The organism is Acidobacteriota bacterium, assembly GCA_020349885.1.
Taxonomy (GTDB): domain Bacteria; phylum Acidobacteriota.
The window spans coordinates 825715-851872 of record CP070701.1; the positions used below are offsets into that span (position 1 = coordinate 825715).

Annotated in this window: 15 protein-coding genes; 8 read left to right on the forward strand and 7 right to left on the reverse strand. The window is 60.2% G+C overall.

The annotated features are described in order from the left end of the window. Nucleotides 1–13 precede the first annotated feature (13 nt). The 5 genes from JSV08_03545 to leuC form a co-directional block, all read right to left on the reverse strand. A complete protein-coding gene (locus tag JSV08_03545) occupies nt 14–3865 on the reverse strand; it encodes a hypothetical protein (GenBank protein ID UCF81496.1) in 3852 nt (1283 codons plus the stop codon). 259 nt (nt 3866–4124) lie between these two features. Beyond that, nucleotides 4125–4733, reverse strand: coding sequence for a type II secretion system protein GspG (locus tag JSV08_03550; protein UCF81497.1), 609 nt, complete (start codon nt 4731–4733; stop codon nt 4125–4127). Then, a complete protein-coding gene (gene leuB, locus JSV08_03555) occupies nt 4730–5803 on the reverse strand; it encodes a 3-isopropylmalate dehydrogenase (protein ID UCF81498.1) in 1074 nt (357 codons plus the stop codon). The genes JSV08_03550 and leuB overlap by 4 nt, the downstream gene beginning before the upstream one ends. Further along, the gene (gene leuD, locus JSV08_03560; protein ID UCF81499.1) at nt 5790–6404 is read right to left on the reverse strand and encodes a 3-isopropylmalate dehydratase small subunit; all 615 of its coding nucleotides are present in this window, start codon (nt 6402–6404) and stop codon (nt 5790–5792) included. Before leuD ends, leuB begins: the two co-directional genes overlap by 14 nt. A 32-nt stretch (nt 6405–6436) precedes the next feature. After that, nucleotides 6437–7825, reverse strand: a complete 1389-nt coding sequence (gene leuC / locus JSV08_03565) for a 3-isopropylmalate dehydratase large subunit (protein ID UCF81500.1) — start codon at nt 7823–7825, stop codon at nt 6437–6439. Between the two features lie 218 nt (nt 7826–8043). Between leuC and JSV08_03570 the strand changes: the two genes are divergently transcribed. The 4 genes from JSV08_03570 (at nt 8044) to JSV08_03585 (ending at nt 16507) form a co-directional block, all read left to right on the forward strand. Beyond that, nucleotides 8044–9465, forward strand: a complete 1422-nt coding sequence (locus tag JSV08_03570; protein UCF81501.1) for a DASS family sodium-coupled anion symporter — start codon at nt 8044–8046, stop codon at nt 9463–9465. A gap of 269 nt (nt 9466–9734) precedes the next feature. Next, complete coding sequence (locus JSV08_03575; protein UCF81502.1) at nt 9735–12218, forward strand: TAXI family TRAP transporter solute-binding subunit; 2484 nt, start codon at nt 9735–9737, stop codon at nt 12216–12218. A gap of 166 nt (nt 12219–12384) precedes the next feature. Continuing rightward, nucleotides 12385–13434 (forward strand): glutaminase A, encoded by a 1050-nt coding sequence (gene glsA / locus JSV08_03580; GenBank protein ID UCF81503.1) that lies wholly within the window; start codon nt 12385–12387, stop codon nt 13432–13434. Nucleotides 13435–13489: 55 nt separating this feature from the next. Then, nucleotides 13490–16507 carry a mechanosensitive ion channel gene (locus JSV08_03585; protein ID UCF81504.1) on the forward strand — a complete coding sequence of 1006 codons (3018 nt, stop codon included), beginning with the start codon at nt 13490–13492 and terminating at the stop codon, nt 16505–16507. Between the two features lie 12 nt (nt 16508–16519). Here the strand turns inward: JSV08_03585 and JSV08_03590 are convergent, their stop codons facing one another. After that, a complete protein-coding gene (locus tag JSV08_03590) occupies nt 16520–18058 on the reverse strand; it encodes a 2-isopropylmalate synthase (protein ID UCF81505.1) in 1539 nt (512 codons plus the stop codon). A 245-nt stretch (nt 18059–18303) separates the two neighbouring features. On the opposite strand from JSV08_03590, the gene JSV08_03595 reads away from it, so the two are divergent. Further along, on the forward strand, nt 18304–19806 hold the full coding sequence (locus JSV08_03595; GenBank protein ID UCF81506.1) for a mechanosensitive ion channel: 1503 nt from the start codon (nt 18304–18306) through the stop codon (nt 19804–19806). A 582-nt stretch (nt 19807–20388) separates the two neighbouring features. Here JSV08_03595 and JSV08_03600 read toward each other — a convergent pair. Continuing rightward, on the reverse strand, nt 20389–21978 hold the full coding sequence (locus JSV08_03600; GenBank protein ID UCF81507.1) for a hypothetical protein: 1590 nt from the start codon (nt 21976–21978) through the stop codon (nt 20389–20391). Nucleotides 21979–22573: 595 nt separating this feature from the next. On the opposite strand from JSV08_03600, the gene JSV08_03605 reads away from it, so the two are divergent. The 3 genes from JSV08_03605 to JSV08_03615 all read left to right on the forward strand — a co-directional run bounded on the left by JSV08_03605 (nt 22574) and on the right by JSV08_03615 (nt 26130). Further along, nucleotides 22574–23974 (forward strand): YchF/TatD family DNA exonuclease, encoded by a 1401-nt coding sequence (locus JSV08_03605; GenBank protein ID UCF81508.1) that lies wholly within the window; start codon nt 22574–22576, stop codon nt 23972–23974. A 348-nt stretch (nt 23975–24322) separates the two neighbouring features. Further along, the gene (locus JSV08_03610; protein UCF81509.1) at nt 24323–25159 is read left to right on the forward strand and encodes a hypothetical protein; all 837 of its coding nucleotides are present in this window, start codon (nt 24323–24325) and stop codon (nt 25157–25159) included. Nucleotides 25160–25194: 35 nt separating this feature from the next. Beyond that, nucleotides 25195–26130, forward strand: coding sequence for a carboxypeptidase regulatory-like domain-containing protein (locus JSV08_03615; protein UCF81510.1), 936 nt, complete (start codon nt 25195–25197; stop codon nt 26128–26130). Nucleotides 26131–26158: the final 28 nt, after the last annotated feature.

Here is a 26158-nt window from a genome sequence, read left to right on the forward strand (position 1 = left end):
TTTTTTCCTTTCCCTATCTTAGCATAACGAGCACCTTGATGGCACCCGCGCCGGCATTCAGAGGCTCCAAAGCCTTGCCGAGCACCGTCCCCGGCGCGGGCTCGTCCGCGCGCATCGCGTGCCCCGCCGTGGGCGACGTAACCAGGAGGTCGCCCACCTCGACCGCCCCGTAGCCCGCGTCCACCTTGCACGCCACCGTCCCCGAGAGCGCCACCGCCGCGTGCGTTTCCCTGAAAATTTCCTCGAGCTGCGCCCATGCGGCGTCCTCGGCTTCCTTGTCACCGAGCGCCCGCGCCTCGTCAATCCACGCCGCAATCTCCGGCTCCATGGCGGCAATCTGCTTGATGCTCCGCCCGAGCTCGATGCCGGGCGTCGCGGAAACGACGCCCACGACGGCCTTGTCCTCCGCGGACGTGGCCTTGCGCATAACTCCCGGCGCGAAGCGGTCCGCGACGAGCACGTCGCCCGCCTCCACCGCCTCGCCCACGGGATGGTACTCCGCCAGGTCGAGCGACGCGGGACGGAACGAGCCGCGCGCGTAGACGTTGCCCTCCTCGTCCACACGGAAAACCTCTTCCTGCAGGCCGTCCGCGCCGTCGCGGAAGATGGAGAAGCGCGACGCGTCGTTTGCGTCCTTGTCGAGGACGATTTGAAGATTTCCGTCCATCGTCTGCTTTCCGGTCTTTTTGTCGGGGGTGCGCAGGTTGAGCTCGTCGCGCAGCGCCGCGTCGCGGCCCTTCGTCTCGGCACGCATCTGCCTCAATGAGCCGAAGGTGAAGCTGATGGCCTTTGAAAGATCAACGAACCGGTCCGCTCTTTCGCCGTCCACGGCCGGGTCGCCCAAAATCATCGGCGGCAGGTTGGTGAAAATCATCTCCGTCTTGCCCGTCTTCTCGTCCGTGTGGGGAACTATCTCCATCGCGTCGAGCATGTCGAGGTCGGGATAGGTGTCGAAAGAGCCGAAAGTTTGGGTTATTGCGTAGTAACGATTGGCGTACATCCGATACCAGTAATAGGTAGCGTCGCCGATGTAGCCCCAGTTGCCGGCGTTTGACAGGATGCGATGGTCATCGCTCGTGGAGCCAGCCTGAATCCATCCCCAGAAGCGGTGGCGGTCGGTAATGGCGTCCCCGAGTCTTGCGTTGTCAGGCGTGTAGATGCCCCAGCCTCCACTCGATTGTCCGTAAACCCCGTAGTCTGTTCCCGAAAACCAGCCGCCATAGTTCGCCGCGCCGCCAGAGGCCGTGCCGTTGACGCCGTAGTGGAAGCCACCACTCGAGGTTTGATTGGCAGTCCCGGAAATGCCAAAATGATCACCGTCACCGCCATATGCCCGGCCGGAGACACCGACATGGGATCCATCACTGCCGGAAGCTCCCGTTGCTTCTCCCCTAAGCCCATAGACCAGTTTGGTGTTTGGGGCTGGACCAGTGGCATCGGCCTTGCTGAATGTTCCGTAGATGGCTTCGGAATTAGATGTATCAGCATTTATCGTCTCGGCATACACGCCGTAGAGATTGGAAGATGAATTTCCGTTCACATAACTGTACACCCCTTTGGCACTCTCGGGCGCAATGCCCACGCCGATGGTGCCGGTGTCCACAAGGAGGCTGGATCCCACGTACGCGTCGTCCGGCGTGAAGATCCCCCAGTTCTCCGTGCCGCCCGAGGCCGTGCCGTAGACGCCGTAGAGTGTGCCCGTGGTGCCGATCGCCTCGCCAAACACGCCCGTGTAATTCGAATGGCCCAGCACGCCGTAGTTGTCGGTGAGGGGGGCACTAGTCCCCGTCGAGATTCCGGCCACGCCGATTTCCCACCCGGACCAGTCCGCCGTAGCCACGCCGTCGAAATTCGTCGCTCCCTGCACGCCCAGATAACCTTTCGTGGGAGCATTCGCCCCCTGCCCCCGCACGGCGCCGTAGCCCGCCCCGCCTGTTCCATAGGTCGAATCGATCCGCCAACTGCTCAATTGCGTCGTCGTCCCCACGTTGAGATTGTCCGCGTGGGCATAGTCCGTCGTATACAGTCCCCAGTTCTCCGAGCCGCCCGAGGCCGCGCCGTAGACGCCGTAGTTGGGGCCGTTGCTGGCGCTGCTTGCCGACCCAAAAACACCACAATGTACTCCCTGGCTGCTGGCAGCTCCCTTTGCTTCCGCCCAAAGCCCATAAACAGATTTGTTGTTTGAGGCTCCAGTAGCGTCGGCCACGCTGAATGTTCCATGGACGGTGGTGGCGGTAGTGCCAGCATCTGTCGCCTTGGTAGACACGCCGAAGATATCGGAAGCTGAAGTTTCGTTCACTTGGCTCCACACACCTCGGGTGGTCCCTATGAAGCGACCGCCGGTGGAAGACCCCGAGCTGTACACCCCATAGAGGCTGTCGGGCGCAATGCCCACGCCGATGGTTTTGCTGAACGTGATCGCGCCCGCCGCGGTATCATCGATGTCTTTGCGCAGGTAGCGCACGTCGCCCGTTCCGGTGATGTCATGCGCGTGGAGCGCGTCGGCGTTCGAGCCGTCCGTTACCGTGGTCAGGTTCGCCGCCGTCACCGTCGGGCCCACGCCGCTCAACCTGTTGACTTCCGCTGCCGTGGCCGTCACGTCCGTAGCCCCTGAGGTAAGCGTGTGCGTATGTGCAACCGCAGCAAAATCCGTCGAATCGAGGCTGTCAAGCGTATCGGCGTCTCCCGCAGCGTGTGTATGGAGTGCAGTCGTCCCGCCGTACGTCAGCTCCGTCACGTCCGACGCCGTCAGGTCGTCGTTCAGTCCGCCGCCGAAGTCGAGCATGCCGCCCACGTAGGCATCGTTCGGCGTGAAAAGACCCCAGTTCTCCGTGCCGCCCAAGGCCGTGCCGTAGACGCCGTAGTTCGTGCCCGCGCCGTCCGCCTCGCCCTTCACGCCCGTGTAATTGGAATGGCCCAGCACTCCGTAGTTGTCTGTGCTGCTACCTCCGGTCGAGACTCCGGCCACGCCGATTTCCCGCCCGCCCCAGTCCGCCGTAAGCACGCCGTCGAAATCCGTGGCTCCCTGTACCCCCAGGTAGCCGTACGTAGGCCCGTTTATCCCCTCTCCCCGCACGGCGCCGTAGCCCGAGGCTGCGCTGGCTCCATACGTTGAATTGATCCGCCAGTTGGTAACGGGAGATGCTCCCCCCGCACCAACGGACAGGTTGAACGTAATGTTCCCAGCCGCCGTGTCGTCCACGTCGCTCCGGAGAAACTGCAGCGAGTCGAGCGTGTCCAGCGTGTCCGCGTCACCGCCTCCACCGGAGTGCGCGTGCAGTGCGTCGGCGTTCGAGCCGTCCGTGAGTCCTGTAAGGTTCGCCGCCGTCACCGTCGGGCCCACGCCGCTCAACCTGTTGACTTCCGCCGCCGTGGCGGTCACGTCCGTCGCCCCTGCGGTAAGCACATGCGTGTGCCCCAGCGCGGCAAAATCCGTCGAATCCAGCCCGTCAAGATGGTCGGTATTCAGCGCATACGCCGCCGAGACCACCTGGATGCGAGGCGTCATCGCCGGGTCGGCACCGACCTGCACTTCCACATAGACCGCCGAGTAGTCACGGAACATGTCCGTGAGCGACGTGTAAACGCCCGTCACCGTGCCGCTTCCAAGGGCGACGTTGAAGAGGCCGCCCGTCACCGTGACGGCGCCGCTTCCGGCCGCAAGGTGGGAATCGACCAGAAGCTCGCTCCCCACCGCCGGATCGTCGAAGAATCGGAACACCATGTCGAACGGGCCGTCGAGCGGCGCGTCGGACGAATCCCGCAGGACGCCCTGGAAGTTAACAAGATCGGGCGGTGTGGCCTGCGCGAAGGCGAGCGTAACCGCGGTGAACATGGCAAAGCAAATTGCAAAGGTTTTCTTCATGGACTTCTCTCCTTTGTCTGTAAGTTGTTTCCTGAACCGGACTTCTTATACTTGAGGCGAGTGTCTACCTAAAACGGCAAACAGGGGAAACGATGATGGTTCTTCTCAAGGGCTTCTCTCCTCTGCCTGTAAATTGTTTCCTGAATCTGAGCTTTAAAAATTTAAGGTCAAAGTATACCACAAACGGCAAGCTGAGAAAAGCGCGCTTTTCCTTCTCCAGGCATGCACCTCCCCGCAGCCTATGTTAACCGGCTGCCGCTCAGCGCAGCCACTCGTGAATCTGAATGAACTCGCCCTCCTTGACTATGCAGTCGAAGGCGTCCTCCTCGCCGCCCGGGATGCCGTCGCTTCCGAAGCACGCGAGAAAATATTTCTGGCGGGGCTTGCCTCTTCTGTTGGGCTCGGTGCGGTAGTTGTAGACATGGCCCCACGGGCAGGAGGGAATTTTCTCGATGTATTCCGGCACGAGCGCCCCGAGCTCCGCCGGGTAGGCGCCGCGCCTTCTCTTGTAGCGCTCGCAGGCGCGGGCCAGGGCCTTGAGGTGGTCCACGACGATGCGCGAGCGCCCACGCCGCTCCATCTCGAAGAGGTTTTCGATGAAGGAGATGTTCGACTCGACGTCGCTCCGGAAGCTGGCCCCGGGATATTTTTCCAGAAGCTCCCGGAAGACCGCGAGCGCCGCGGCGTTTTGTTGCTCGGCCTGAAGGTCGAGCGCCCGCTTGTACATCTCACGAGCCTCTTTCGGGTCGCCGTCGCCGCCGCATGCGAGGGCGGAGGCGATCGCAACGATGAGACTCAGGGCGCAAAGGCGTTTCACGATGTTGCCCGTCATGGCGGCGGAACGCTTCGATGCGCGAGCGCGGCTCACGCTTTTTCCAATTCCTCGCAAACGGCCGCTCCCATTTCCTCTGTGCTCACGAGCGTTTTCCCGTCCTCCATAATGTCCTGCGTTCGGTAGCCTTTCTCCAGGACTTGAGTCACGGATTTCATAATCATCTCGTAGCCCTTTTCCCGGCCGAGGCTGTACTTGAGCATCATGGCGGCCGACAGGATTTGGGCGATCGGGTTCGCAACCCCCTTTCCCGCGATGTCGGGGGCGGAGCCTCCCGCGGGTTCGTACATCCCGAATCCTTCTCCACCGATCGAGGCGCTCGGCAGCATGCCCAGGGAGCCCGTCAACATAGCCGCCTCGTCCGACAGGATGTCCCCGAACATGTTCTCGCACAGCATCACGTCGAACTGCCTGGGGTCTCTCACGAGCTGCATCGCCGCGTTGTCCACGTACAGGAAATTCACCTCCACGTCCGGGTATTCCTTCTCCAAGGCCTGGACCGTGCTCCTCCACAATATGCTCGTCGCCAGAATATTGGCCTTGTCCACCAGCGTCAGCTTCCTTTTTCTTTTCCTCGCGATGTCGAAGGCAAGCCGGGAGATTCTTTCGATTTCCCCCTTCGTGTATCTGGCCTCGTCCACGGCGTAATCCGCGTCCAGCTCCCTCCTGCCGAAATAAATTCCGCTCGTCAACTCCCGAACCACCATTATGTCGAACCCGTCGCCGATCACCTCCCTCTTCAGCGTCGAGGCGTCCGCCAGGGCCTTGAAGACGATGGCGGGCCTCAGGTTCGCGTAGAGATCGAAGTGCTTCCTCAGCTTGAGCAGCGCCGCCCTCTCCGGCCGCTCCTCTGGGGGAAGCACGTCCCACTTCGCCCCTCCCACGGCGCCGAAAAGGATGGCCCGGGCCCCTTCGCATGTCCGGAGGGTCCTGTCGGGCAGGGCGTCGCCGTGTTTGTCGATGGCCGCCCCCCCCACGTCCTCGAACTGATAATGCAGCTTGAAGCGAAGCTTTTCGGAAATTTTTTCCAGAACCCGTATCGCTTCCTTTATGATTTCCGGGCCGATCCCGTCCCCCGGCAGCACCGCAACGTTATCGCTTTTCATCTTGAAACGCTCCCGCGTATGGAAGTCCCGCCCGCACCCGCTCTACCAGGCTCTCGTCCTGAAGCATCTCGTCCAGGGGGTCCCACGTCCCCTCGATGAGGCTTCTTCGGTGGCTCTCCCGCTGCTCGACGCCGAAGCGGCAGCCGTCGTACTCCACGCTGCCGGAGACCAGGTCCAGCCGAATTTCGACCGTCGGATTTTCTCGTATGGTGTTCATCAAGCGCCGTATGTCCTCCTTCGGCCCCGCCGCGATGGCCAGCCCGTTGGCGATGCAGTTTCCGGAAAAAATTTCCGCAAAGCTTTCGCCGACGATGGCCTTTATCCCGAACCGGAGCAGGGCCTGGGGCGCATGCTCCCGGCTGGAGCCGCATCCGAAATTCTTGTTCACGACCAAAATGGAGGAGCCGGAAAACCGCCCGTCGTTGAACGGATGTTCCTTTGCATTGCCGTCCTCGCCGAAGCGGGCGTTATAAAACACATGTTTTCCCAGGTCGTTGAACGTGACGCACTTCAAGAATTTTGCCGGGATGATCTGGTCGGTGTCGACGTCGTCGCCTTCCACGAAGATCCCGGTGCCTTTCACTTCGGTGATTTTTTTCATCTTTATCTACGGGGCTCGCTTTGGAAAAAGGGTCACAGGTGCTCCCTCACGTCAGCCACGCGGCCTTCGACGGCGGCTGCGGCGACCATGGCCGGGCTCATGAGCAGGGTTCTTCCTTGGGGGCTCCCCTGCCTGCCCTTGAAGTTCCGATTGGACGAGGACGCGCAAACTTCGTCGCCCACCAACCGGTCGGGGTTCATCGCCAGACACATGCTGCACCCCGCGTTCCGCCATTCGAATCCGGCCGCCCTGAAAATTTTTTCCAGGCCCTCTTCTTCGGCTTGCCGCTTCACCGCCGCGGAGCCCGGAACGACCATGGCGCGGACGCCCTGGCGGACGCTCTTGCCTTGGACGACCTTGGCCGCCTCCCGCAGGTCGGAGAGCCTGGCGTTGGTGCAGGAGCCGATAAAGGCCACGTCGATTTTCTTCCCTTTGAGAGATTCTCCCCTCTCGAACCGCATGTACGCGAGCGCGTCGGAAAAAGCGTTCTCCTCCTCCTTTTCAACGCTCCGGGGAATCGCTTCGCCGATACCTATGCTCTGTCCGGCGTTTACGCCGTACGTAACCATGGGTTCAATGTCAGTGCCACCCAGAACGACCTCGTCGTCGTAGCGCGCGTCCTCGTCCGACCTTACGGAGTTCCAGAATTCCACCGCGTCGTCAAAGTTCTTCGGCGCGTACTCCCGGCCCTTCAGGTAGTCGTACGTGACCCGGTCCGGGTTCACGTAGCCCATCCGCGCCCCTCCCTCGATACTCATGTTGCACACGGTCATTCTTTCATCCATGGAGAAATTATCCATAACCTCTCCCCCGTACTCGTAGGCGTGGCCGATGCCTCCCTTGGCTCCCAATTCCCGGATGACTTTCAAGATAACGTCCTTCGCGTATACCCCTTTCCCCAGGCGTCCCTCCACGCGAATTTTTCTCAGCTTCGGCTTCGCCATGGCCAGGCACCCCGTGGCCAAAACGTCCCGCACCTGCGTCGTTCCCACCCCCATCGCCAGGGCGCCGAAGGCGCCGTGCGTGCTCGTGTGGCTGTCGCCGCAGGCGATCGTCATGCCGGGCTGCGTCAGGCCGTTCTCGGGACCGACGACATGCACGATTCCATGCCGCTCGTCCCACGGGCCAAAGAACCGGATCGCGCCTTCCCTGACATTTTCCTCCAAGGCCCTCATCATCTCCTCGGCGAGAGGGTCCTCGAACGGCCTCGACGCGTCCAGTGTGGGAATGATGTGGTCCACGGCGGCCGCGGTGTGCCCGGGGTACTTCACTTTCAACCCGCGCTCCCGAAGCATGGAAAACGCCTGCGGGCTCGTCACCTCGTGAATGAGGTGCAGGCCGATGAATATCTGGTCCAATCCCGATTGCAGCTCCGCAACCTTGTGGATTTCCCAAATTTTATCCAGCAGTGTTTTTCCCATGGAAAGTTCCGAGAAAAAAAGAAACGTGCATCCTACAGGCTAAGATTATCACGGACAGGAGGGGGTGGGCAAGCGGTGGCGGAAAATCGGCGAGGTGAGTATAATGGACGGAAGCCGCGCGGCATGTGCGGCATGTGTCGGGATACTCTTTTGCCTCGGGACTGCGTGAACAACAATACGTTGGCTCCGTCAACAAATTGTAAAGGAGGTAAGCACCCATGGCATCGGAAAAACCAACGTCTATCTCCATACGGCGGCTCGCCGTCTGTCTGGCCATTGGCGCGGCCGCATGGGTCGTTCCCGCACCCGAAGGGTTAACGGCGGCGGGATGGCATGTGCTCGGGGTCTTTGCCGCCACGATTGCGAGCTTTGTCATACGGCCGCTGCCGATGGGAGCGATGGTATTGCTCGGATTGATCGCACTCTCCGTAACAGGAACACTTCCCTACAAGAGCATGCTGGAGGCGTTCGGCAACATTACCGTCTGGCTGGTGGTTGCAGCGTTTCTTCTCGCCGGAGCGGTTGGCCGAACCGGCTTTGGCCGGAGGATCGCGCTCGGCTTCATGGCCTTTCTCGGGCGCTCGACGCTCGGGCTCGGCTACTCGGTCTGTGCCTCGGAGGTTGTCCTTGGGCCGATCGTTCCATCCAACACGGCCCGCGGTGGTGGAATCATAGCTCCCATCATAAGATCGCTGTGCGTAGAGCTCAACTCACATCCCTCCGAGCAACCGGAGCGGGCGGGTCGGTATCTGACCCTGGTGGGGGCGCATGCGAACCTCGTTACGGCCGCCATGTTTTTGACCGGAATGGCGGCTAACCCGCTGTTGAAGGCGGCGGCTGAAGATGTCTTTCAGATAGATTTCGGTTTTTGCACCTGGGCGATCGGAGCGCTCGTTCCAGGACTTGTCTCGCTTGGTCTGCTCCCCCTGTTAATGTATAAGCTCTCCCCGCCGACGCTCAAGGATTCCCGAGCCGCTCAGGAAAAGGCGCGCTCCGACCTCAAGGCCATGGGCCGCTGGACGCGAGGCCAGATAGTCATGGCGGCGGTTTTCGTGCTACTGCTGGTGCTCTGGTCCACAAAGCCGATCCACGGGATGGGGACCGGGCTGGTGGCCTGGCTCGGGGTTTGCATACTGCTCGTATCGGGCACCGAGGGCTGGCAGGACGTGACGGGAAACGCCAGAGCCTGGGACACGTTGTTCTGGCTCGGCGGCCTGTTGGCCATGGCGGGCGCTCTCAAATCCGAGGGCGTGGTCGGCTGGTTCGCGCAGGCGATGCAAGACCAGGTGGCCGGACTTGGCAGCATCACGCTCGTGCTGATCCTCGCCCTCATTTATTTCTACTCCATGTACGGTTTCTCGATGCTGACGGCCCACATCTCGGCGCTTGCGACCGCCTTTTTCGCAATCGCCGCGAGCGCCGGCGCCCCGCCCATGCTCACGATTGCGCTGCTGGCGTACTTCTCGAACCTGTGCGCTTGCACCACGAACTACTCGACGGGGCCGGTGATCATCTACTTCGGCTTGGGCTACGTGCCGTCGCAGAGTTGGTTCAAGGTCGGCGCGCTCGTATCTCTTTTCCACCTGGCCGTATGGCTTGGCGTGGGGATGGCTTGGTGGAAAATCCTCGGCTGGTGGTGAGTCCAGGGCATTCTTCAGCCAAGGCTCAAGAATGTCCTGCTTCGACGGGAGCAGACGAAGGACTTGGGATGGGTGAGGTGTCGTGGGAAGCCCGCTCATTACCAAACTCTGTTTCGTCGGTCGCGGGGTGCTTCTCTTTAGCGCAGCGCCGTGGCAGGGCGCCATCAAATATAGCAAATCCGATCATGCTATAATGATAGTTCGCAAAAGAAAGGCTTTTCCATGAGCCAAAAAGAACGGTGTTTGTTGGTTATCATGGGGAGGATCGCATGAGCCGCCGCACGCTCGCATGGCTCGTTGCCTTGAGTGCCATTCTGATCGTGCTGGTGGCGGTGGTTGTCCGGCTCAGGCCGAAGCCTTCACTGCAGCACCTGAAGATATCAACCGCAACCATAGGGGGCACTTACTACCCGCTAGGGGCTCAACTCGCCCGAATTCTCGAGCAACTTCCAGGCCGGCCCATCCAGCGCGCGGTGGCGGAACAGTCAAACGGTTCGGTCGAGAACATCCAGCGCCTGGTCAACGCACAGGCTGATGTTGCTTTTGTCATGGGGCCGGCACTTTTCAGGGCTATCCGCGAAAGTCCCGAAGCCGAGTCGACCATAAGCGTTCTCGCCCGTCTCTACAAGGATGACGTTCTCGTCGTGGTACGCAAGGAGACGGGAATTAGGAACATAGCCGGCCTGAAGAATGCAAGACTCTTCATTGGTTCCCGGACCAGCGGAACACGGATGGCGGCGACGCATATCCTCGAAACCGTCGGCCTCTCCGAAAATGACTATACGGCCGACGACGCTGGAAGCTTCGCGGAGGCCGCGAACAGACTCATAGAAGGAGATATCGACGCGGCGTTCTTCATGGTGGGGATGCCGGCCGAAGCAGTGCAGAGAGTACTTGAATGGGGAGGGGCCGAACTGCTGAGCATGGCTGCCGAGACCCGACGACAACTGGCATCGGGCCCGGACAGCATCGGGCTGGCAGCGGACGAGTTGCCTGCGAATCTCTTTCCGAATCAACCCAAAAGCATCCACACCATGTCCGCGGACGTCTTTCTCGTCGCCCGGAACGACCTCCCGCGGGACATAGGTTTTATCATCGTCAAGGCGCTTTTCGACAATATCGCCGACTTGCTGCTTGCGCACCCCAAGGCCCAGGATGTCAAGTTGACGGAGGCCTTCGATGTGCCGGAAGGCCTCCCCTTTCACGCGGGCGCGGCGAAATTCCGGAAAACGGAGGAGGGCTCGCTGCTCATAGCCACGGGAGCCATCGAGGGGAAAAACTACCGACTCGGCAAGATGATGCAGGCGCTGCTCGCCGAGCGCGGGATTCCCGCCCGGGTGACCCACAGCGACGGATCTCTGGAAAACGCGATGCTGCTCAGCAAGCGCCCTTCGATAGCCATCATGCAATACGACGCCGCCCTGGCCTCGCGCTTCGGCAAGCCCCGATTCGTGTATAACCTCGATCTCGACGAGCTCAGCGTTCCCACCGTCAGCAACATACAGCGACTCGCCGTTCTGCACGACGCGAAAGTCCAAATGTTCATACGCAGAGAGAAGCTTGCACTACTGGAGGAAAGCCTCAACCAAGGCCTTCCGCCTTCGAAACGAACGGCGATCACGACGCTGGGTGAGGTAGCAACGGCTCTGGGGAAGCTGCCGCCGGGCGAGCCGAAGCTCCGGGTGTGCCTCGGCCCGGTGAACAGCGCCACGCAGATGGTCGCGCGAGTCGTCTTGAAGCACCATGGTGTTCACTCGGATTCAATCACGCCGTTGTTTCTGTCGGTTCCGAACATGGTGGCACGGCTCCACAGCGAAGAGATAGACGTGGGTTTCTTCGTCAGCTACGTGCCCTGCCTGGCGATAAGAACGATCCTCAACGACGACTCGATCAAGCTTCTGTCCATGGCGCCGAAAGAACAGGCTCTGATGTCGGGAACCGTTTTCACCATGTCCACGATCGAGCCCGGCACGTACGCGTGTCAAAGGGAAGACGAGCCGGCGATTCAAACCCTTTCCATCCACGAGGTGCTGGCCACCACGGAAGACCTGCCGTTCGACGTCAAGGCCATCACGAGGGCGATCTTCGAAGGGGAAGCGTTTCTGAACATTGCTGGCGGGGCGGATGCGCTGGCGCTGGATCTCGCTTCGCTCCCGCTGCATCCCGATGCGAAGGAGTATTACCAGGAGGCCGGGCACCTTCCCGCCACCTTCGTGTGGCACCAGCCTTTCGAGTGGATCCATGCAACGTGGCGCCTCCTGGCGACTCTCGTGATTGTTGTCGCCGGCTGTGCGGGCGTCATCAAGCTGAAGCGTAACCGAACCGCCACCGAAATTGGAAGAAAAATTCTCGCTATCTCTCCTGGAGTGACCGAGTCGGACTCGGTGGAAAAGTTGCTGGTGATCCGCGATGAAATTCAAGAGCGAGTTCGCAGAAGATGGTGGCACTTGGGAGAGCTGGACAACTCTCACTGGCGCTACCTGCACGGTCTGATTGACGACAGGGTGAACGAAGCAAAGAAAATCCTGACGAGGGCGCTGGTCTCCGAGATCCGACGCTACGGGAAGGACGGCGCCATGGATGGTGCGGTGCGGCAAGCGCGGCATGATTCCCTCATGCAACGCATCTGGGCTTTCTTCGAGTCGGGCGAACTGGAGGCGGCACAGCACGATCTGCTCTTGAAAATGTTGCAAGACCACGCCCCGCAAGACTCCGTGGAACAGACGCCCCGCGATGAAAAAGATGAGTCCTAAAGCTTGTCGCCTGGCCGTTCGGCTCGGCGTGGGGACGGCTTGGTGGAAAATTGGCGAGGTGAGTATAATGAGCGGAAGCCGCGCGGCAGGCTGGTCACGAAATACCCGCGGAGCTTGTCCGCAGAGCTTCGGCTTTTAGCTGGGAAAAAGAAAACAGGAGGCAATAGTGAAAGTTTTGAAAATATATATCCATCTATTGCTCTTTGTCCTCTTTATAGCGAGTCCCCATGTTTCCTGGGCCGAGGAGGCCTTTTCCGCAGGCACGATTCTTCCCACCTCGCCCCAAGAGATAGAGCAAACGCTTTCAGAAATGCACCAAAAATATATGGCCCTTAAGGACGGAGAGGTGTATATCTCCGGAACAGAACAGGTGAATCCCGACTGGTTTGGTATCGCCATCGCGACGGTTGACGGCCGCGTCCACATGGTCGGGAATGCGGACACGCCCTTTCCGATTCAATCGATCGCCAAGCCTTTCGTCTATGGGCTGGCCTTGGAAGACCACGGCCGCGAGATTATGCTGAAGAAAGTAGGCGTGAATGCCACGGGCCTTCCCTACGACTCCATCATCGCTTCCACTGTTCGGGCGAAGCAATTGCAAAACCCCATGGTCAGCGCCGGAGCGATTGCCACGACAAGCCTCATCAAAGGCTCGACCGCGAAAAAGAAATGGGCCCGCGTGCGCCGCGTGTTCTCTCGCTATGCCGGCCACACACTGCCGTTGAACGAGCAGGTGTACCAAGCGGAAATGAAACAGAGTGCCATGAGCCGGGCGCTGGCGGAACTTTTAAGCGCCTACCATCTTCTTTACGCCAAGGTGGACGACACCATCGCGCTGTACCTCAAGGGAACCTCCCAAAGCGTCACGGCAAAAGATTTGGCCATCATGGGAGCAACCCTAGCCAATTGGGGCGCCAATCCTCTCACGCAGGAACGGGCAATCAAAGAAAAGTATGTGCAGAACATCCTCTCCGCCATGGTAACGGCCGGCCTCTATGATGACTCCGGGGAATGGCTGTTCAAGGTCGGCCTGCCCGGGAAAAGCGGCGTGGGAGGCGGCATTGTGGCGGTCGTTCCGGGAAGATTCGCCGTTGCCGTCTATTCTCCGCCTCTAGACTCGAGCGGCAACAGCGTCCGTGGTGTCCACGTCGTTCAAGACCTGTCGAATCGATGGGATTTGCACATGTTTTCTCCGCGCAGGGAAGAGTCACGCTGAGAGACCTCGTGCGCTCATTCGAGAGCAGCAGCGGAAAACGCAGCAGAGAAACGTAATGTCCAATAAAGGCTGGAAGCTTATCCTCGGCGCACTCGTCTTCAGCGTTGGCGTCGGGATCGTTATCACACACTTCCTGGGCAAAATCCGCCGGCCTGCCTCGTTCGAAGCGCTCCGCGCTGGTTTCATCGAGGAGTTCATCACCCGCAATGATGGATACCCCGGTCTCAGGGAGCACTACGGACTGAGGTTCCCCTCTGACCCGGAAGAGTTCGATCCCTACATGATTTACCAGCAAGTAGCCGAACAGCGGGTCGATGTGATCAGCGGCCACTCTACCGCTGGGAGTATGCAAGGTTATGACTTAGCCATATTGGAAGACGACAGGAATTTCTTTTTGCCCTACGAAGCGGCGCCGCTCGTTCGGCGGCAGACGCTTGATGAGCATCCCGAACTCAAGGACATCCTCGGGAAGCTCGCCGGGCAGATTTCGGAAGAGCAAATTCGTGAAATGAACTATCAAGTAGAGTACCGCGGCAAGGACGCCGCAGAGGTGGCCTGGGATTTTCTCGTTTCAAGAAAGCTCATTGATCCAGGCAATGAGCCGGGAGACGGATCGGCCGGCACCATCACAATTGGGGCCAAGTTTTTCGCCGAGCACGACATCCTCACAAGACTGATGGCCGTCCTAATCGAGCACCATTCCAACGTCAAAGTTTTGCGCAAGTTGAAGTTGATCGGGACGGCAACCTGTTTCGACGCGCTGCGGAGAGGCCAAATCGATCTCTACGTCGAATACACGGGGACAGGGCTGATTCTCTTGGAGCCGCTGCTGAGTCAGATCATCCAGGAGCCGGGCGAAGCGTTTGAAACGGTTCGGCACAAATTCGCAGACGAGTATGACCTCGTATGGCTGGACCGCTTTGGTTTTAACAACACCTGGACGCTTGTTATGCGAAGCGAGCAAGCCCGACAACTCGGTATCAAGACCATCTCTGATCTGGCGAACGTTCTGAAGGAGCAATCCGAAACTCTGGCGCGACGCACGCACGGCGTCGGAATCTCTCCTCCGAGAACCGCTGCACCGAGCCCACCAAGGGAGGCCCCCTTGACGGCTGCGGAACACCTTCGATCCTTGGAACGCAGGCAACAGCCTCCCACCGAGTTTGGCAGGCGAAGTGTGACGCAGGAGGAGTACTTTCGGGCCAAGCATGATTTGGCCGATTCTGAAATGGAGCTGGATTCTGTGCGCGAACGCCTCCGTGCCGAACTGCCCAAGGCCCTGAAGGCTGCTCAAGAATCAAAAGAAAAAGCCCTCACGGCCCGTGTCGAGGCCGAAAAGCACCGGGTGAGTGTTTTCGAACAAGAGCGGAAGCTCAAGGAGCACCGGCTGTCCATGGCCGAAACCGCAGCAACGACGACGTCGATCAAGGAAGTCTACGCCGCGTACCGGCGGGTGGCCATGACCGAAGACCTCTATCGCTATGTTCAGGCGCTGGTGGACTCGTTGGAGGATGCGCGCCATGAATACGTCAGACATCAGGAGTTATTGAAAGAGCTGATGGCAGAACCCGGGAAGACGGAAGTGGCTGCCGAAGACCTAAAAACCCTTCGTGACGAGCTGGAGCAGGCGCCCAGGGAAATCACCATCCTCGCGCAACATGCCGACACGGCCGCTCGGCGACTGGAGCAAGTGAAGAATCAGGTCTCCTTGGCACGAGAGCGACTGGAGATCTCAAAGGAGCATCTGAAATTGGAGCCTAAACCGGATGTGTCTGCGAGGCCCGATTCCACGAGAAGCCTTCCTGCCGGCGCCACCCTGGACGAACTCAAGCGGGAGACGGAGCGTAGGAAAGCTGAAGCCCAAAGCGCCGAGAACAAAGCCGACCTTGCTGAGGAGGAGGCCGATCAAGCCAGGGAGCTTACCGTCACAGAGTTGAAGGAAATGACAGACTTCGAGTGGGAACTGAGATATGCGCGGGATGTGCTGAAGAGGCTCCAGAGGGAGGGGGTTTCTCCGGATACGACCGCGGCCGCCCAGGAAAGGATTGATTTTCTAGAAGGCACGCTGGCCCGCATCCAGACAACTCTGTCCCAGCTCGAACAGTCGATGAAGGAAAACAGGCAGCGAGCGCGAGAAAAACGCCTCCACGCCGAGTCGATGCACCGGGCCGCCGAGGATGCCGCGGCACGGCTGCGCGAAGAAGAGACAGAGCTCTTCAACGAAAAGATTCGAAAGCGGGGGCTGGCTGGCTTTTTTGCCGCGCTTACGATTGGGCTGGCCGTGTGGGTCCATCGCCTGGTTCGAGATAAGGAACGCCTGAGCCTGCGGGGCGTGACGGACCCCGAGAAGACGAAACGGATCCACACTCCCTACGTGCTGATCCGCCGGATTGCCGTTCCACTCATTGGCATTGTGGGAACCCTCCTTGTCCTGCTGCAATTCGAGACGTTCCAGCGCATCAGCCTATCGATTCTCGCCTCGGCGGGAATCGCGGGCGTCGTCGTTGGGCTCGCCGCCCGGAGCCTGCTTGCCAACGCGGTGGCGGGGGTGACGCTCGCCTTCTCCCAGCCGATCCGGATCGGCGACACGGTCAAGATGGGTGACGAATGGGGTACGATTGAGGACATCGGCCTATTCCATACGATCTTCCTCGTGTGGGACCACCGGCGTATGGTCATTCCCAACGAAGTCCTGGCGGGGCGGGAGATCGTCAACTACTCCCTACGCGACCAGAAAATTTGGACCAAAGTGCCGATCTACCTCGACTACGACGCCGATGTGAAGAAAGCCCGTGAGATCCTGATTGAGGTAGCCAAGGAAAGCAAGAACTGGAATGGAAAGGATGAGCCGGAGGTGTGGTTCATGGAACTGGGCGAGCAGACCATCTGCCTGTGGATTGCGGCATGGGCGGATGATCCTGATAAAGCATGGAGGCTTGGCTGCGATATTTTGGACAATGCCCTTCGAAGATTTCAGGAGGAAGGGATTCCACTGCCGCGCAGGCGCTTTCAGCTCGATGGCCCGCAGATCGCATTCGAACCGGAAAAAGGCCCGCGAGCCAAAGAAGAGTGAAGAAAAAACCCCTTAATTCAACGCCGAGGCCTTGAAGTTCAGCGCCCGGTTCATCCCCTTGATGAGCGCCAGCACCGAGGCCATGATCACGTCCTGGTCGATGGCGTCCCCCAGGAAAATGTTTCCGTTCTCGTCTTCCAGCCGCACCGTGACGTCGGCCAGGGCGTCCGTGCCTCCGGTAATAGCTTTCAGTTTGAATTCCTTCAATTTGATTTTCGGGTCCACCACGTTTCGAATGGCGGCCGAGGCGGCGTCCACCGGCCCCACGCCGGTGCCCTGCCCGACTTTTCTCACGCCGTTCACCTGAAGCTCGACGGTCGCCGTCGGCCTCGTCTTGTTTCCCGTCGTGATCTGGAAATCCACCAGCTGGATTTTGGTCTCCTCTTCGCTCAGCTCTCCCACCACGTCACTCGCGATGGCGACGATGTCGTCCCTCGTCAATTCTTTTTTCTTGTCGGCCAGCTCCTTGACCTTCGTGGCGATCTCGTCCACCTGCTCCTCCTTGACGTCGTAGCCCATCTCCCGGACCACTTTCTCCACGGCATGCCTGCCCGAATGTTTTCCCAGGACCAAATTCGTGCCTACCCAGCCGATGTCCTCCGGGTTCATAATTTCGTACGTGCGCTTGTGCGATATGACGCCGTGCTGGTGGACGCCGGCCTCGTGGGCGAACGCATTGGCCCCCACGATGGCTTTGTTTCTCTGGACCGCGATGCCCGTCAGGCTCGAAACCAGTCTCGATGTCTTGAAGATTTCCTTCGTATTGACGTTGCAGTGGAAGTCCCCGAAGAAATCCTTTCGCGTCTTGAGGTTCATCACGACCTCTTCCATGGAGCAGTTTCCGGCCCTCTCGCCGATGCCGTTGACCGTGCACTCCACCTGCAGGGCGCCGTTTTGGACGGCCGCGAGGGAGTTGGGAACGGCGAGTCCCAAATCGTTGTGGCAGTGGACGCTGATCACCACGTCCTTGGCTTCAGGAATCTTCTTAAAAATATACTTTATCCTTTGCCCGAACTCCTCGGGCTGCGCGTACCCGACCGTGTCCGGGATGTTGATGGTCGTGGCCCCCGCGGCAATGGCCTCGCGCACCACGTCGCACATGTAGTCCAGGTCGGTCCGGGCCGCGTCCTCCGGGCTGAACTCCACGTCCCCGGTGTATCCCTTCGCCCGCTTTATCGACTCGGTGGCCATTTCAATCACTTCTTCCTTGCTTTTGCGGAGCTTTTTCTCCCGGTGGATCTGGGACGTGGCTATGAACATGTGGATCCGGGCTTTCTCGGCATCCTTCAGCGCTTCCCATGCCCGGTCAATGTCCTGCGGCATAGTTCTAGCCAGGCCGCAAATAACGGAGCCTTTTACGTTCTTGGAAACCAGCTTAACGGCCTCGAAATCCCCTTCCGAGGCGATGGGGAAGCCAGCTTCGATGACATCCACACCCAGTTTCGCGAGCTGCTTGGCGATAATCAATTTTTCGTTGATCGTCAAGCTGGCCCCGGGGCTCTGCTCGCCATCCCTTAGGGTGGTGTCGAAAATGATTACCCTTTTGGACATTTTTTCTCGCCTTTTCTTCGCCGTGCTCCGCTTCGACGCGTATCTTTAATAAAAGTAGACCATCTTCGGGGCGGAGTCAAGAACCGGTTGTCCAGCTTGACTTTTTCTCTTGCTATGGGACGCCGCCTTTGTATATACTCTTACGCTTGCCGGAACACTTAAAATAAGAATGCGAATGCAACATGTCGGAAGACCTATTTTCAATCTGACGGACTGGGACACGTCCTTCCAGAGGAGGTAACGCGATGCAAGAACTTTTCGCCATTGCCGAGGAAACGGGAATCTTAAACGCCTTCAAGGCCGTGGGCATTCTGGTCTTTGGAGTGCTCTTTGCCCTGGCCTTATTCATCATCGTGCGGGCGGCGCTCCGCCGCACGGAGATCGACAACCGGCTGGCGCGGTGGTTCCTCGGCGACGTGAGGGCAAGATCGATGGAAGTGGAGCAGGCGATCGCAAAGGTGATTTTCTACCTCATCCTTGTCGTTTTCCTGGGCTTGTCTTTCCAGGTGCTGGGGTTCACGCTCATCACCGAGCCGCTCATCCGGTTTTTGACCAAGCTCTCCGAGGTGGCCCCGCAGCTGATCGGCGCGGGAGCCTTGCTGCTCTTCGCCTGGGTCGTGGCCACGGTGCTGAGGCTCACCCTCATGCGGGTGTTGAGCGCCGCGAGACTTGACAAGCACCTCGCAACCTCCGCGGGCTTCGAAGAGGAGGGACAGGCCGCGGTGAGTCAGACGCTCAGCAACGCGGCGTACTGGCTGGTTTTCCTGCTCTTTCTGCCCGGGGTGCTGAGTGTGCTGAGCGGGCTGGGGCTGCAGGGGCTGCTGGAGCCGGTGCAGGGGATGATGAACAAAGTCTTCAGCTTTCTGCCGAACATTCTTTACGCCGGCGTGATCCTGGTGGGCGGCTGGCTCATCGCGCGCATTCTGCAGCGGATTGTGGCCAACCTTACGGCCGCCGCCGGCGCGGACCGGCTGAGCGAACAGGCGGGGCTGACCGCGGTGCTCGGAAAACACCGGCTCTCCGACCTGCTCGGGCTCATCCTCTACGTGCTGGTCCTCATCCCCGTGCTCATCGCCGCCCTCGACAAGCTGAAACTGGCGGCCATCACGCAGCCCGCAACCAACATGCTGAACAGGATCTGGGTGGCCCTTCCCAACATCTTCGCCGCCGTTCTGCTGCTCCTGGTTTCCTACTGGATCGGGCGCGTGGTCGCCGGGTGGATCACCAACCTGCTGGAGGGCCTGGGCTTCAACGCCATCCTGCGCCAGCTCGGCCTCGGCAAGGAGCCCGCCGAGGGCGAGAGGACGCCTTCCGAGATTGCGGGGGGTCTGGTTCTCGTGGCGGTCGTGCTCTTTGCGAGCGTGGAGGCGTTCCAGCTTCTCGGCTTCTCCCTCGTGGCCGACCTGGTCTACCAGTTCCTCGTCGCGGCCGGCCAGGTTCTCGTGGGGCTGCTTGTCTTCGCCATCGGCCTCTACCTGGCCAGCGTGGCGGCGCAGGCCGTGCTCGCGAGCGGGACGACGCAGGCCAGCCTGCTCGCCCTCGCGACGCGGGTTTCCATCATCGCGCTCGGGGGCGCCATGGCCCTGCGGCAGATGGACCTTGCGAACGAGATCATCAATCTCGCCTTCGGCCTGCTGCTCGGGGCCGTGGCCGTGGCCGTGGCCCTGGCCTTCGGCCTCGGGGGCCGGGACATCGCGGCGCGCGAGCTTGAGGCCTGGCTCAAGTCCCTCAAAAGCAAGAAGTCCTGACGCCTGTCCCGTGCGAAGCGGCGGGGCTTGTCCCGACGCATCGCGTCGGGAACGGAAAGCTCCCATAAGAAGGAAGAAGGGATGTGCCGCTTTCTGCGGGAGCGTAGGGGCCTGCCCCGACCAAAGTCGGGGTTGCCGCATCTGCCGCTTCTGATTTTTCCCCCTTTTCTACTCGCCTTCGCGAAGCCTGTCCTCCGCACTATGATGTTCTGCCAAGACGTTCCGCAACGACGAGCAACTTTGGAAGGTGGGCGCTTCGGCGGAGCGAGGAAGGGGGAACAAGGGGGATTACCATGAATGGATTCCTTGTTTTATAGTAATCCCCCCGGCCCCCTCTACCAAAGGGGGTTTTCAACCATCGGACGTGCCGCTTTTTTGTAGGGGCAGTCCTCCGTGCCTGCCCTGACGATCATGGGCAACCACAAGGGTTGCCCCTACTGGCCGCTTTTGACTTCTGGAGATGGAGAGGCCGCCCTACAAAAAACCGAAAGGGCGGGCTTGCGCCGCCTCCCGAGTCCCTTAAAATCGTAGGGGCGCGGTGGCCGCGCCCCTACAAAAAAAGAGTCGTTGTGGCTTAGACGATTACCAGGTCGCCACCAAGCTGGCGTACGCGCGGTACGCGTTGTCTTCGCCCCATTCGGTCTCGCTATCGTCGATCGCGTCTTCGTCTGTCCAGTATTCCCAGCCGCCGTAGTAGGCGTCGGTGGCAGCGGCCACGCGGTCGCCCTCGATGATGTAGGAGAGGTTGAACGCCGAGCTGAGGTGCTCGCTGTACTGGTAGGTGAGCCAGGCGTCGAGCTCGGTCGCCAGATCCGAATCCACGTCGATGGAGTCTTGCGTGCTATCGTTCCACCAGTCGTAACTGCCCATGTCGAACTCGTCCTCCAAAGCCATTAAGAACACGAGGTTCGCACCAAAGTTGATGGAGTCGTTCGCCTTCATCTTGAAGTTGAGCTGCGGGATGAGCGCGCCCGACGAGGCGCCGTTCGTCGGACCCAGCATGGTGTAGAACGGCGACGTGATGTCGTAGTTCCAGCCATTGCTCAGGATGGACGAGTAGAGGAGGTCGGCGTTGCCCCAGCGGCCGTGGCTGTCGCCGAAGAGGCGCCAGAAGCCGTCCCGGTCCTCATCGGCGGAATAGTCCGTCGCGTCGTCGCCCGTGATGTAGGTGAGGCCGAAGGCGAGGCGCGGCTCGTAATCGCTGTCGAACGTGTAGCCGATGACGCCGTTGAAGGCGATGCCGTTGCCGTCCTGTTTGCTCATGGGTCCGCCCCAGCCGGTATCCCAGCTGTTGTCCTGCCACGCGAGCTCAGCCGACCAGTCGAAGCCGGCAAAGGCCTCCCTGCTGAACCAGCGCACGCCCAGGGTCATGGTGTCGAAGTCCGAAGCCACCTGGGTCGTAGCATTCGCGTTGAAGTTGCCGTGCAGCAGGTAGCCCTCGACGCCCTGGCGGTCGGTGACTCTCCACGTCGTGTAGACGCCGCGGAGGTCGCCGTCGTCCTCGTTCGAGTAATCGTTGATGGTCCTCGTGTAGACCTTGTACCAGAAGATCGCGAGGTCGACCTGGTCATTTCCCCAGTCCGCGCGGAGGCCGTCGAACGAGACGCCGTCGTACCAGTCGTCGTCGCCCATCAGGAACTCGTCCCCGAGGGGCGAGGTCTGGCGGCCCAGCTTGAACGACCAGTTGCTGTCCCAGGCGTTCCGGATGTGGATGTAGGCCTCGAACAGGCTGAAGTAGTCATACTGCGTGCCGAGGCCTGAGCCGGCGGTTTCCCAATAGTCATCGAACGTGACGTCTTGCCGGACGATGGGAGCCATGCCATTCTCGGGGCCAAAGATGTAGCCGTCTTCGCCCCAACCCATGCCGAACCAGCCCACGTCCTGGAGGTTCACCACGACGTCCACGTTGCGCGTCACGAGAGCCTTCAACACGATGTTCGCGCGCCACGGGGTGTAGGAGAAGTCGTCGTCACAGAAGATGGAAGGGCAGACAGCGTTGCTGCTCCAGTCGTCATTGTGATCCGTGAAGTCGTAGATGTTGTTGTAGTAATCCCAGCGGATCCGGAGACCCCCCGAGACTTCGAGATCCGTGTTGCCGACCGTCGTCACGGTGCCTGCAAAGACAGGCGCGACGAGCAGCGCCGCCACGGACATGATTAACAGTTTCTTCATTTTCTTCGCTACCTCCTAAAGGTAGAGTAAGTTAGTTGTCTTTGGTCCCCAAGTTCCCTGGAGGGCCCTCGGGAGCCTTTACCGGTAAAGTCCCCGACCTTGGGTCGGGAAATGAGCACGCCCCAGCCGCCCCGCCCATCGGGGCGCTTAGGGCCTGCCGCTGCTTTAATGCCTTGGGAGGTCTTTCGACCCCCTCCGCAGTAAGCCATTCTATATGTATTTTTCTACCTCCACCCTATAGGGCGAAAGCCAATTTCCTCTTTTGTTTACACACACTTATGCCCGCTCTTGGCGGACCTTTTTCGGCTTTTGGAAGGGGGTCAAAAGGCTAAATGAGGGGCTAAATTATCGGCTCCCTTCCGCCGGCCGGGACGCCCTCTTAAGGCACCCCGTTTGCATAATGTAGATATAAGCTTATCACGGAAAAAAGCGTTTGTCAAGGGAATTTATGGAAAATCCGAGCCCCGCCATTTTGACAGTTTGAAACCCCTGCTAAAGTCCCCAACATGTCATTCCTGTGTCGGGATCAGGGACCCGTACATGTCCTTGCCTCTGCCCGCAACGGGATTTACACTAAGGGGAACGGCCTATCCCCATGAAACTCCTCGACTCCCACGCCCACCTGACGGACGAGAAGTTCGCCCCGGACTTGGACGCAGTGCTCGAGCGCGCCCGCGAGGCGGGCGTCGTGCGCATTCTGAACGCGGGAAGCGACCTCGCCGACTCCGAGAAAGTCATCGCTCTTGCCGAGCGCCACGACGGCATGCACGCCGCCGTCGGCATCCACCCGCACGAGGCGAAGACCGCCGACGGCACGGCGTTCGAGCGCCTGCGCGAGCTCGCGAAAAACGCGAAGGTGCTCGCCATCGGCGAGACCGGCCTCGACTACCACTACGACAACTCCCCGCGCGAGACGCAACGCGAGGTTTTTCGCAGCCACATCCGCCTGGCCAAGGACACGGGGCTGCCCCTGGTCGTGCATTCCCGCGAGGCCGAGGAGGACACGCTCCGCGTCCTGGACGAGGAGGACGGCTGGCTCCCGGGCGGAATTTTTCATTCCTTCACGGGGAGCGGGCGCATGGCGCGCGCGGCGATCGAGAACGGCTGGATGGTCTCGCTCTCGGGCATCGTCACGTTCCCGAGCTCAACCGCCCTGCGCGACGTGGTCAAGAAGCTGCCTTACGAAAACCTCCTCATCGAAACCGACTGCCCCTACCTCGCGCCCGTCCCCGTGCGCGGCAAGCGCAACGAGCCGGCCTTCGTCGTCCACACGGCCGAGGCCGTCGCGCAGTTCATGCCCCTGAGCCCCGGCGACGTGGCGCGCATCACGCTCGCCAACTTCGAAAGGCTCTTTCGCCTCTCGACGCGCCCGGAGGAGGACACTTATGTTTACCCGATCCGCGACTCGCTCTACCTCAACCTGACGAGCCGCTGCACGAACGAGTGCTCGTTCTGCGTGCGGGAGTACCTCGACGGCGTCTCGGGCTACTACCTCTGGCTCCGGAAGGAACCCTCGGTGCGGGAGGTGCTCGACGCCGTGGGCGACCCGTCGCGCTACGACGAGATCGTCTTCTGCGGCTACGGCGAGCCGACGCTCCGCCTCGACGTCATCAAGGCCGCGGCGAAGGAGCTCCGCAAGCGCGGCGCGCGGGGCTTCCGCCTCACCACGAACGGCCACGCGAACCTCATCCATGGAAGAAACGTCGTGCCCGAGCTGGTCGGCGTCATCGACCGCGTCTCGGTAAGTCTCGACGCGCACGACAGCAGGACGTATCAAGAGGTGAGCCGGCCCAAGTTCAAGGGGGTGGACGTCTTCGCGGAGGTCTTGAAATTCGCCGAGGAATGCGTGCGGCTCCTGCCCCGACGTAGTCGGGGCAAGCCGAAAGTGGAGCTTACGGCGGTCGCGGACCCGCGCGTGAACGTCGAGACCTGCAAGAGAATCGCGGAGAAGATGGGCGCGGCGTTCCGGACGCGGGAATTGAACGTGGTGGGGTAATTCCGGATGAAGTTTCTTTACAGGATTTTATGCATAAATACCTGGACTATGATACTCTGTTTGCCTCTATTGTGGCTTACGTTTCATTTCATGGAAAAGTGATACTCTAATTAACGTCGTCCGATAGCCATGAACGTTGAAATGCGAACGCTGATTATCGTATTGGCCGCCCTTGCCGTTGCCGCGATCGTCGGCCTGTATCTGGCGTACAGGGCATGGAAAAAATTCAAGGCGACCAGGAGAAAACACGAGCGCACCGTCGCACAATACCAGAGCGCCCAGGAGCAGTACCAGCAGAAAGGAAAAGCCGCCGAGGAAGCCTTCGATGACCTGGGAAAGACGAAACTCGTGGCGACGGTATCGATGGAAAAAGCCGCGGACCTGCTGGGGAAGGCAAGACTGACAAATCAAGAGGTTCGTAAAAGCTCCGACATTGAAGCCGAGAAGCTGAAGGAGTGGAACATCGTATCCATCAACGCGACGGAAATATTTAACGCCATCGTCTCGTCGAGGATGGAGGGAGGGGCCCCCGCCGCGGGCGTTTACGGACTCGTGAAGTTGCTGGGCACGGCCGCGCCCGGCACCTCCATCAACGTTTTATCGGCCGCCGCCGCAACGAACGCCGCCCTGGCGTGGTTTCGAGCAGGCTCGATCGCGGCGGGAGAAAGCGGCGGCGGAGCCGGGGCTGAGAAGCTCGGCGGAACGGTTGCGGGTCCCGTTGTTCTGGAGGTCGGCATGAAGGATTATTTCCAAGCGGGAAAATTTAAAACGGCGGTTGAAAAAGAAATTGCCGAAATCGAGGCAACCATCCAGGAAATAAAGCGCCGACAAAAGGGACTGAACCTCGCCGCGGCGCGAGCCGGCGAAATAAGAAGCTCCATCGAAGAAAAAAGGGAACTCCTCGATGAGCAAATCGGGGCCGTAAGGAATATTGCCAGCATGCTGGCGACCGTTGCGGAAATGGAACGCCAGAGAAAGGGGCTAACCATCCCGCTCGAAGCGGCGAATAAAATAAAACATTGCATCGAGGAACTGAAAAAGACTCTGGATGAACAAGTTACGTATGACAGGTACTGTAATATCTACAAGGCTGCCGAAACGGTGGCCGAGTTGGCAGACACTCCGATTCTCGACAAAGAGGGCCGTTTTTTAGTGGAAGAGAAACCATCCGAAGGCGCGAATTGAACGCCATCGGCCAGGCGTGGTATTCTAAGAGCGTCATGGACTGGCGTGAGCGCTTAAGTATGGACCCCAACGCCTGCCATGGGAAGCCCTGCATCACGGGCGCGCGCATCCTGACGACGCTCCTTCACGCTCTCAAGGAAAGAGGAAAAAGGCGCGGCGTCGCCTCGCTCCCGGGCTGGATCGCCCTCGCCGCCCTGTGCGGCGCGTCGCTTGCCCATGGAGGGGTGCTCGAAGGCATCGTCACCACGATCGAAGGGAAGCCCCTTTCCGAAGCCTGCTGCATCTATCTCAGCCAGGAGGACCGCGAGGAGCGCATCGGCCCCCAGATAACGCGCAAGAACGGCTACTACCGCTTCCCGGACGTCGAGGCCGGCACGTATACCATCGAGGTGGAGACTCCGGGGTTTGTTCCGAAAGAAATCATCGTTCGCGTTGCGGATGAAGAAAGGACGAAGCAGGATGTCGTGTTGCAACGCGCCAAAGACAGGCCGGCTTCGCTGCTCAAGACCCTCATAGTGGATGCCGGCTTCACGCGCGTCGTCAACGGCCACACGATCATCATGCAGGGCGAAAGCTCAGAACCGGTCAAGCCGCTCGGCGACCCAGACGCGGCCAAGGCCTCCCGCAGGAAGAAAAGAGTGGACCAGCTCCGGATTCGGCTCGTCGGAGTCGAAGCCCCCGAGGAAGGAGAGGAGGGATTCGAAAAATCCAAACGGTTCGTGAAGAAGTGGCTGGATCGGCATTCGAGGCTTTTCCTGTCCATCGGGGAGCCCGAAAAGGACGAGCACGGGAACACCCTGGCCATCGTTTACCCGTTCGACACAAGCTACGAATTCGTCGTGAGCTCCCTGAACTGCGCGATCCTCAAGGCGGGGCTCGCAGCTCCGCTGATGAAGTACCACAACCCCCTGCTCAACCACCTTGTTCAAGACTGCCGTAAGCCGTCCAAATTTCTTCTCAAAGGGGAGTGACGCTTTTCCCCGGCGGCGCGTCTAGCGC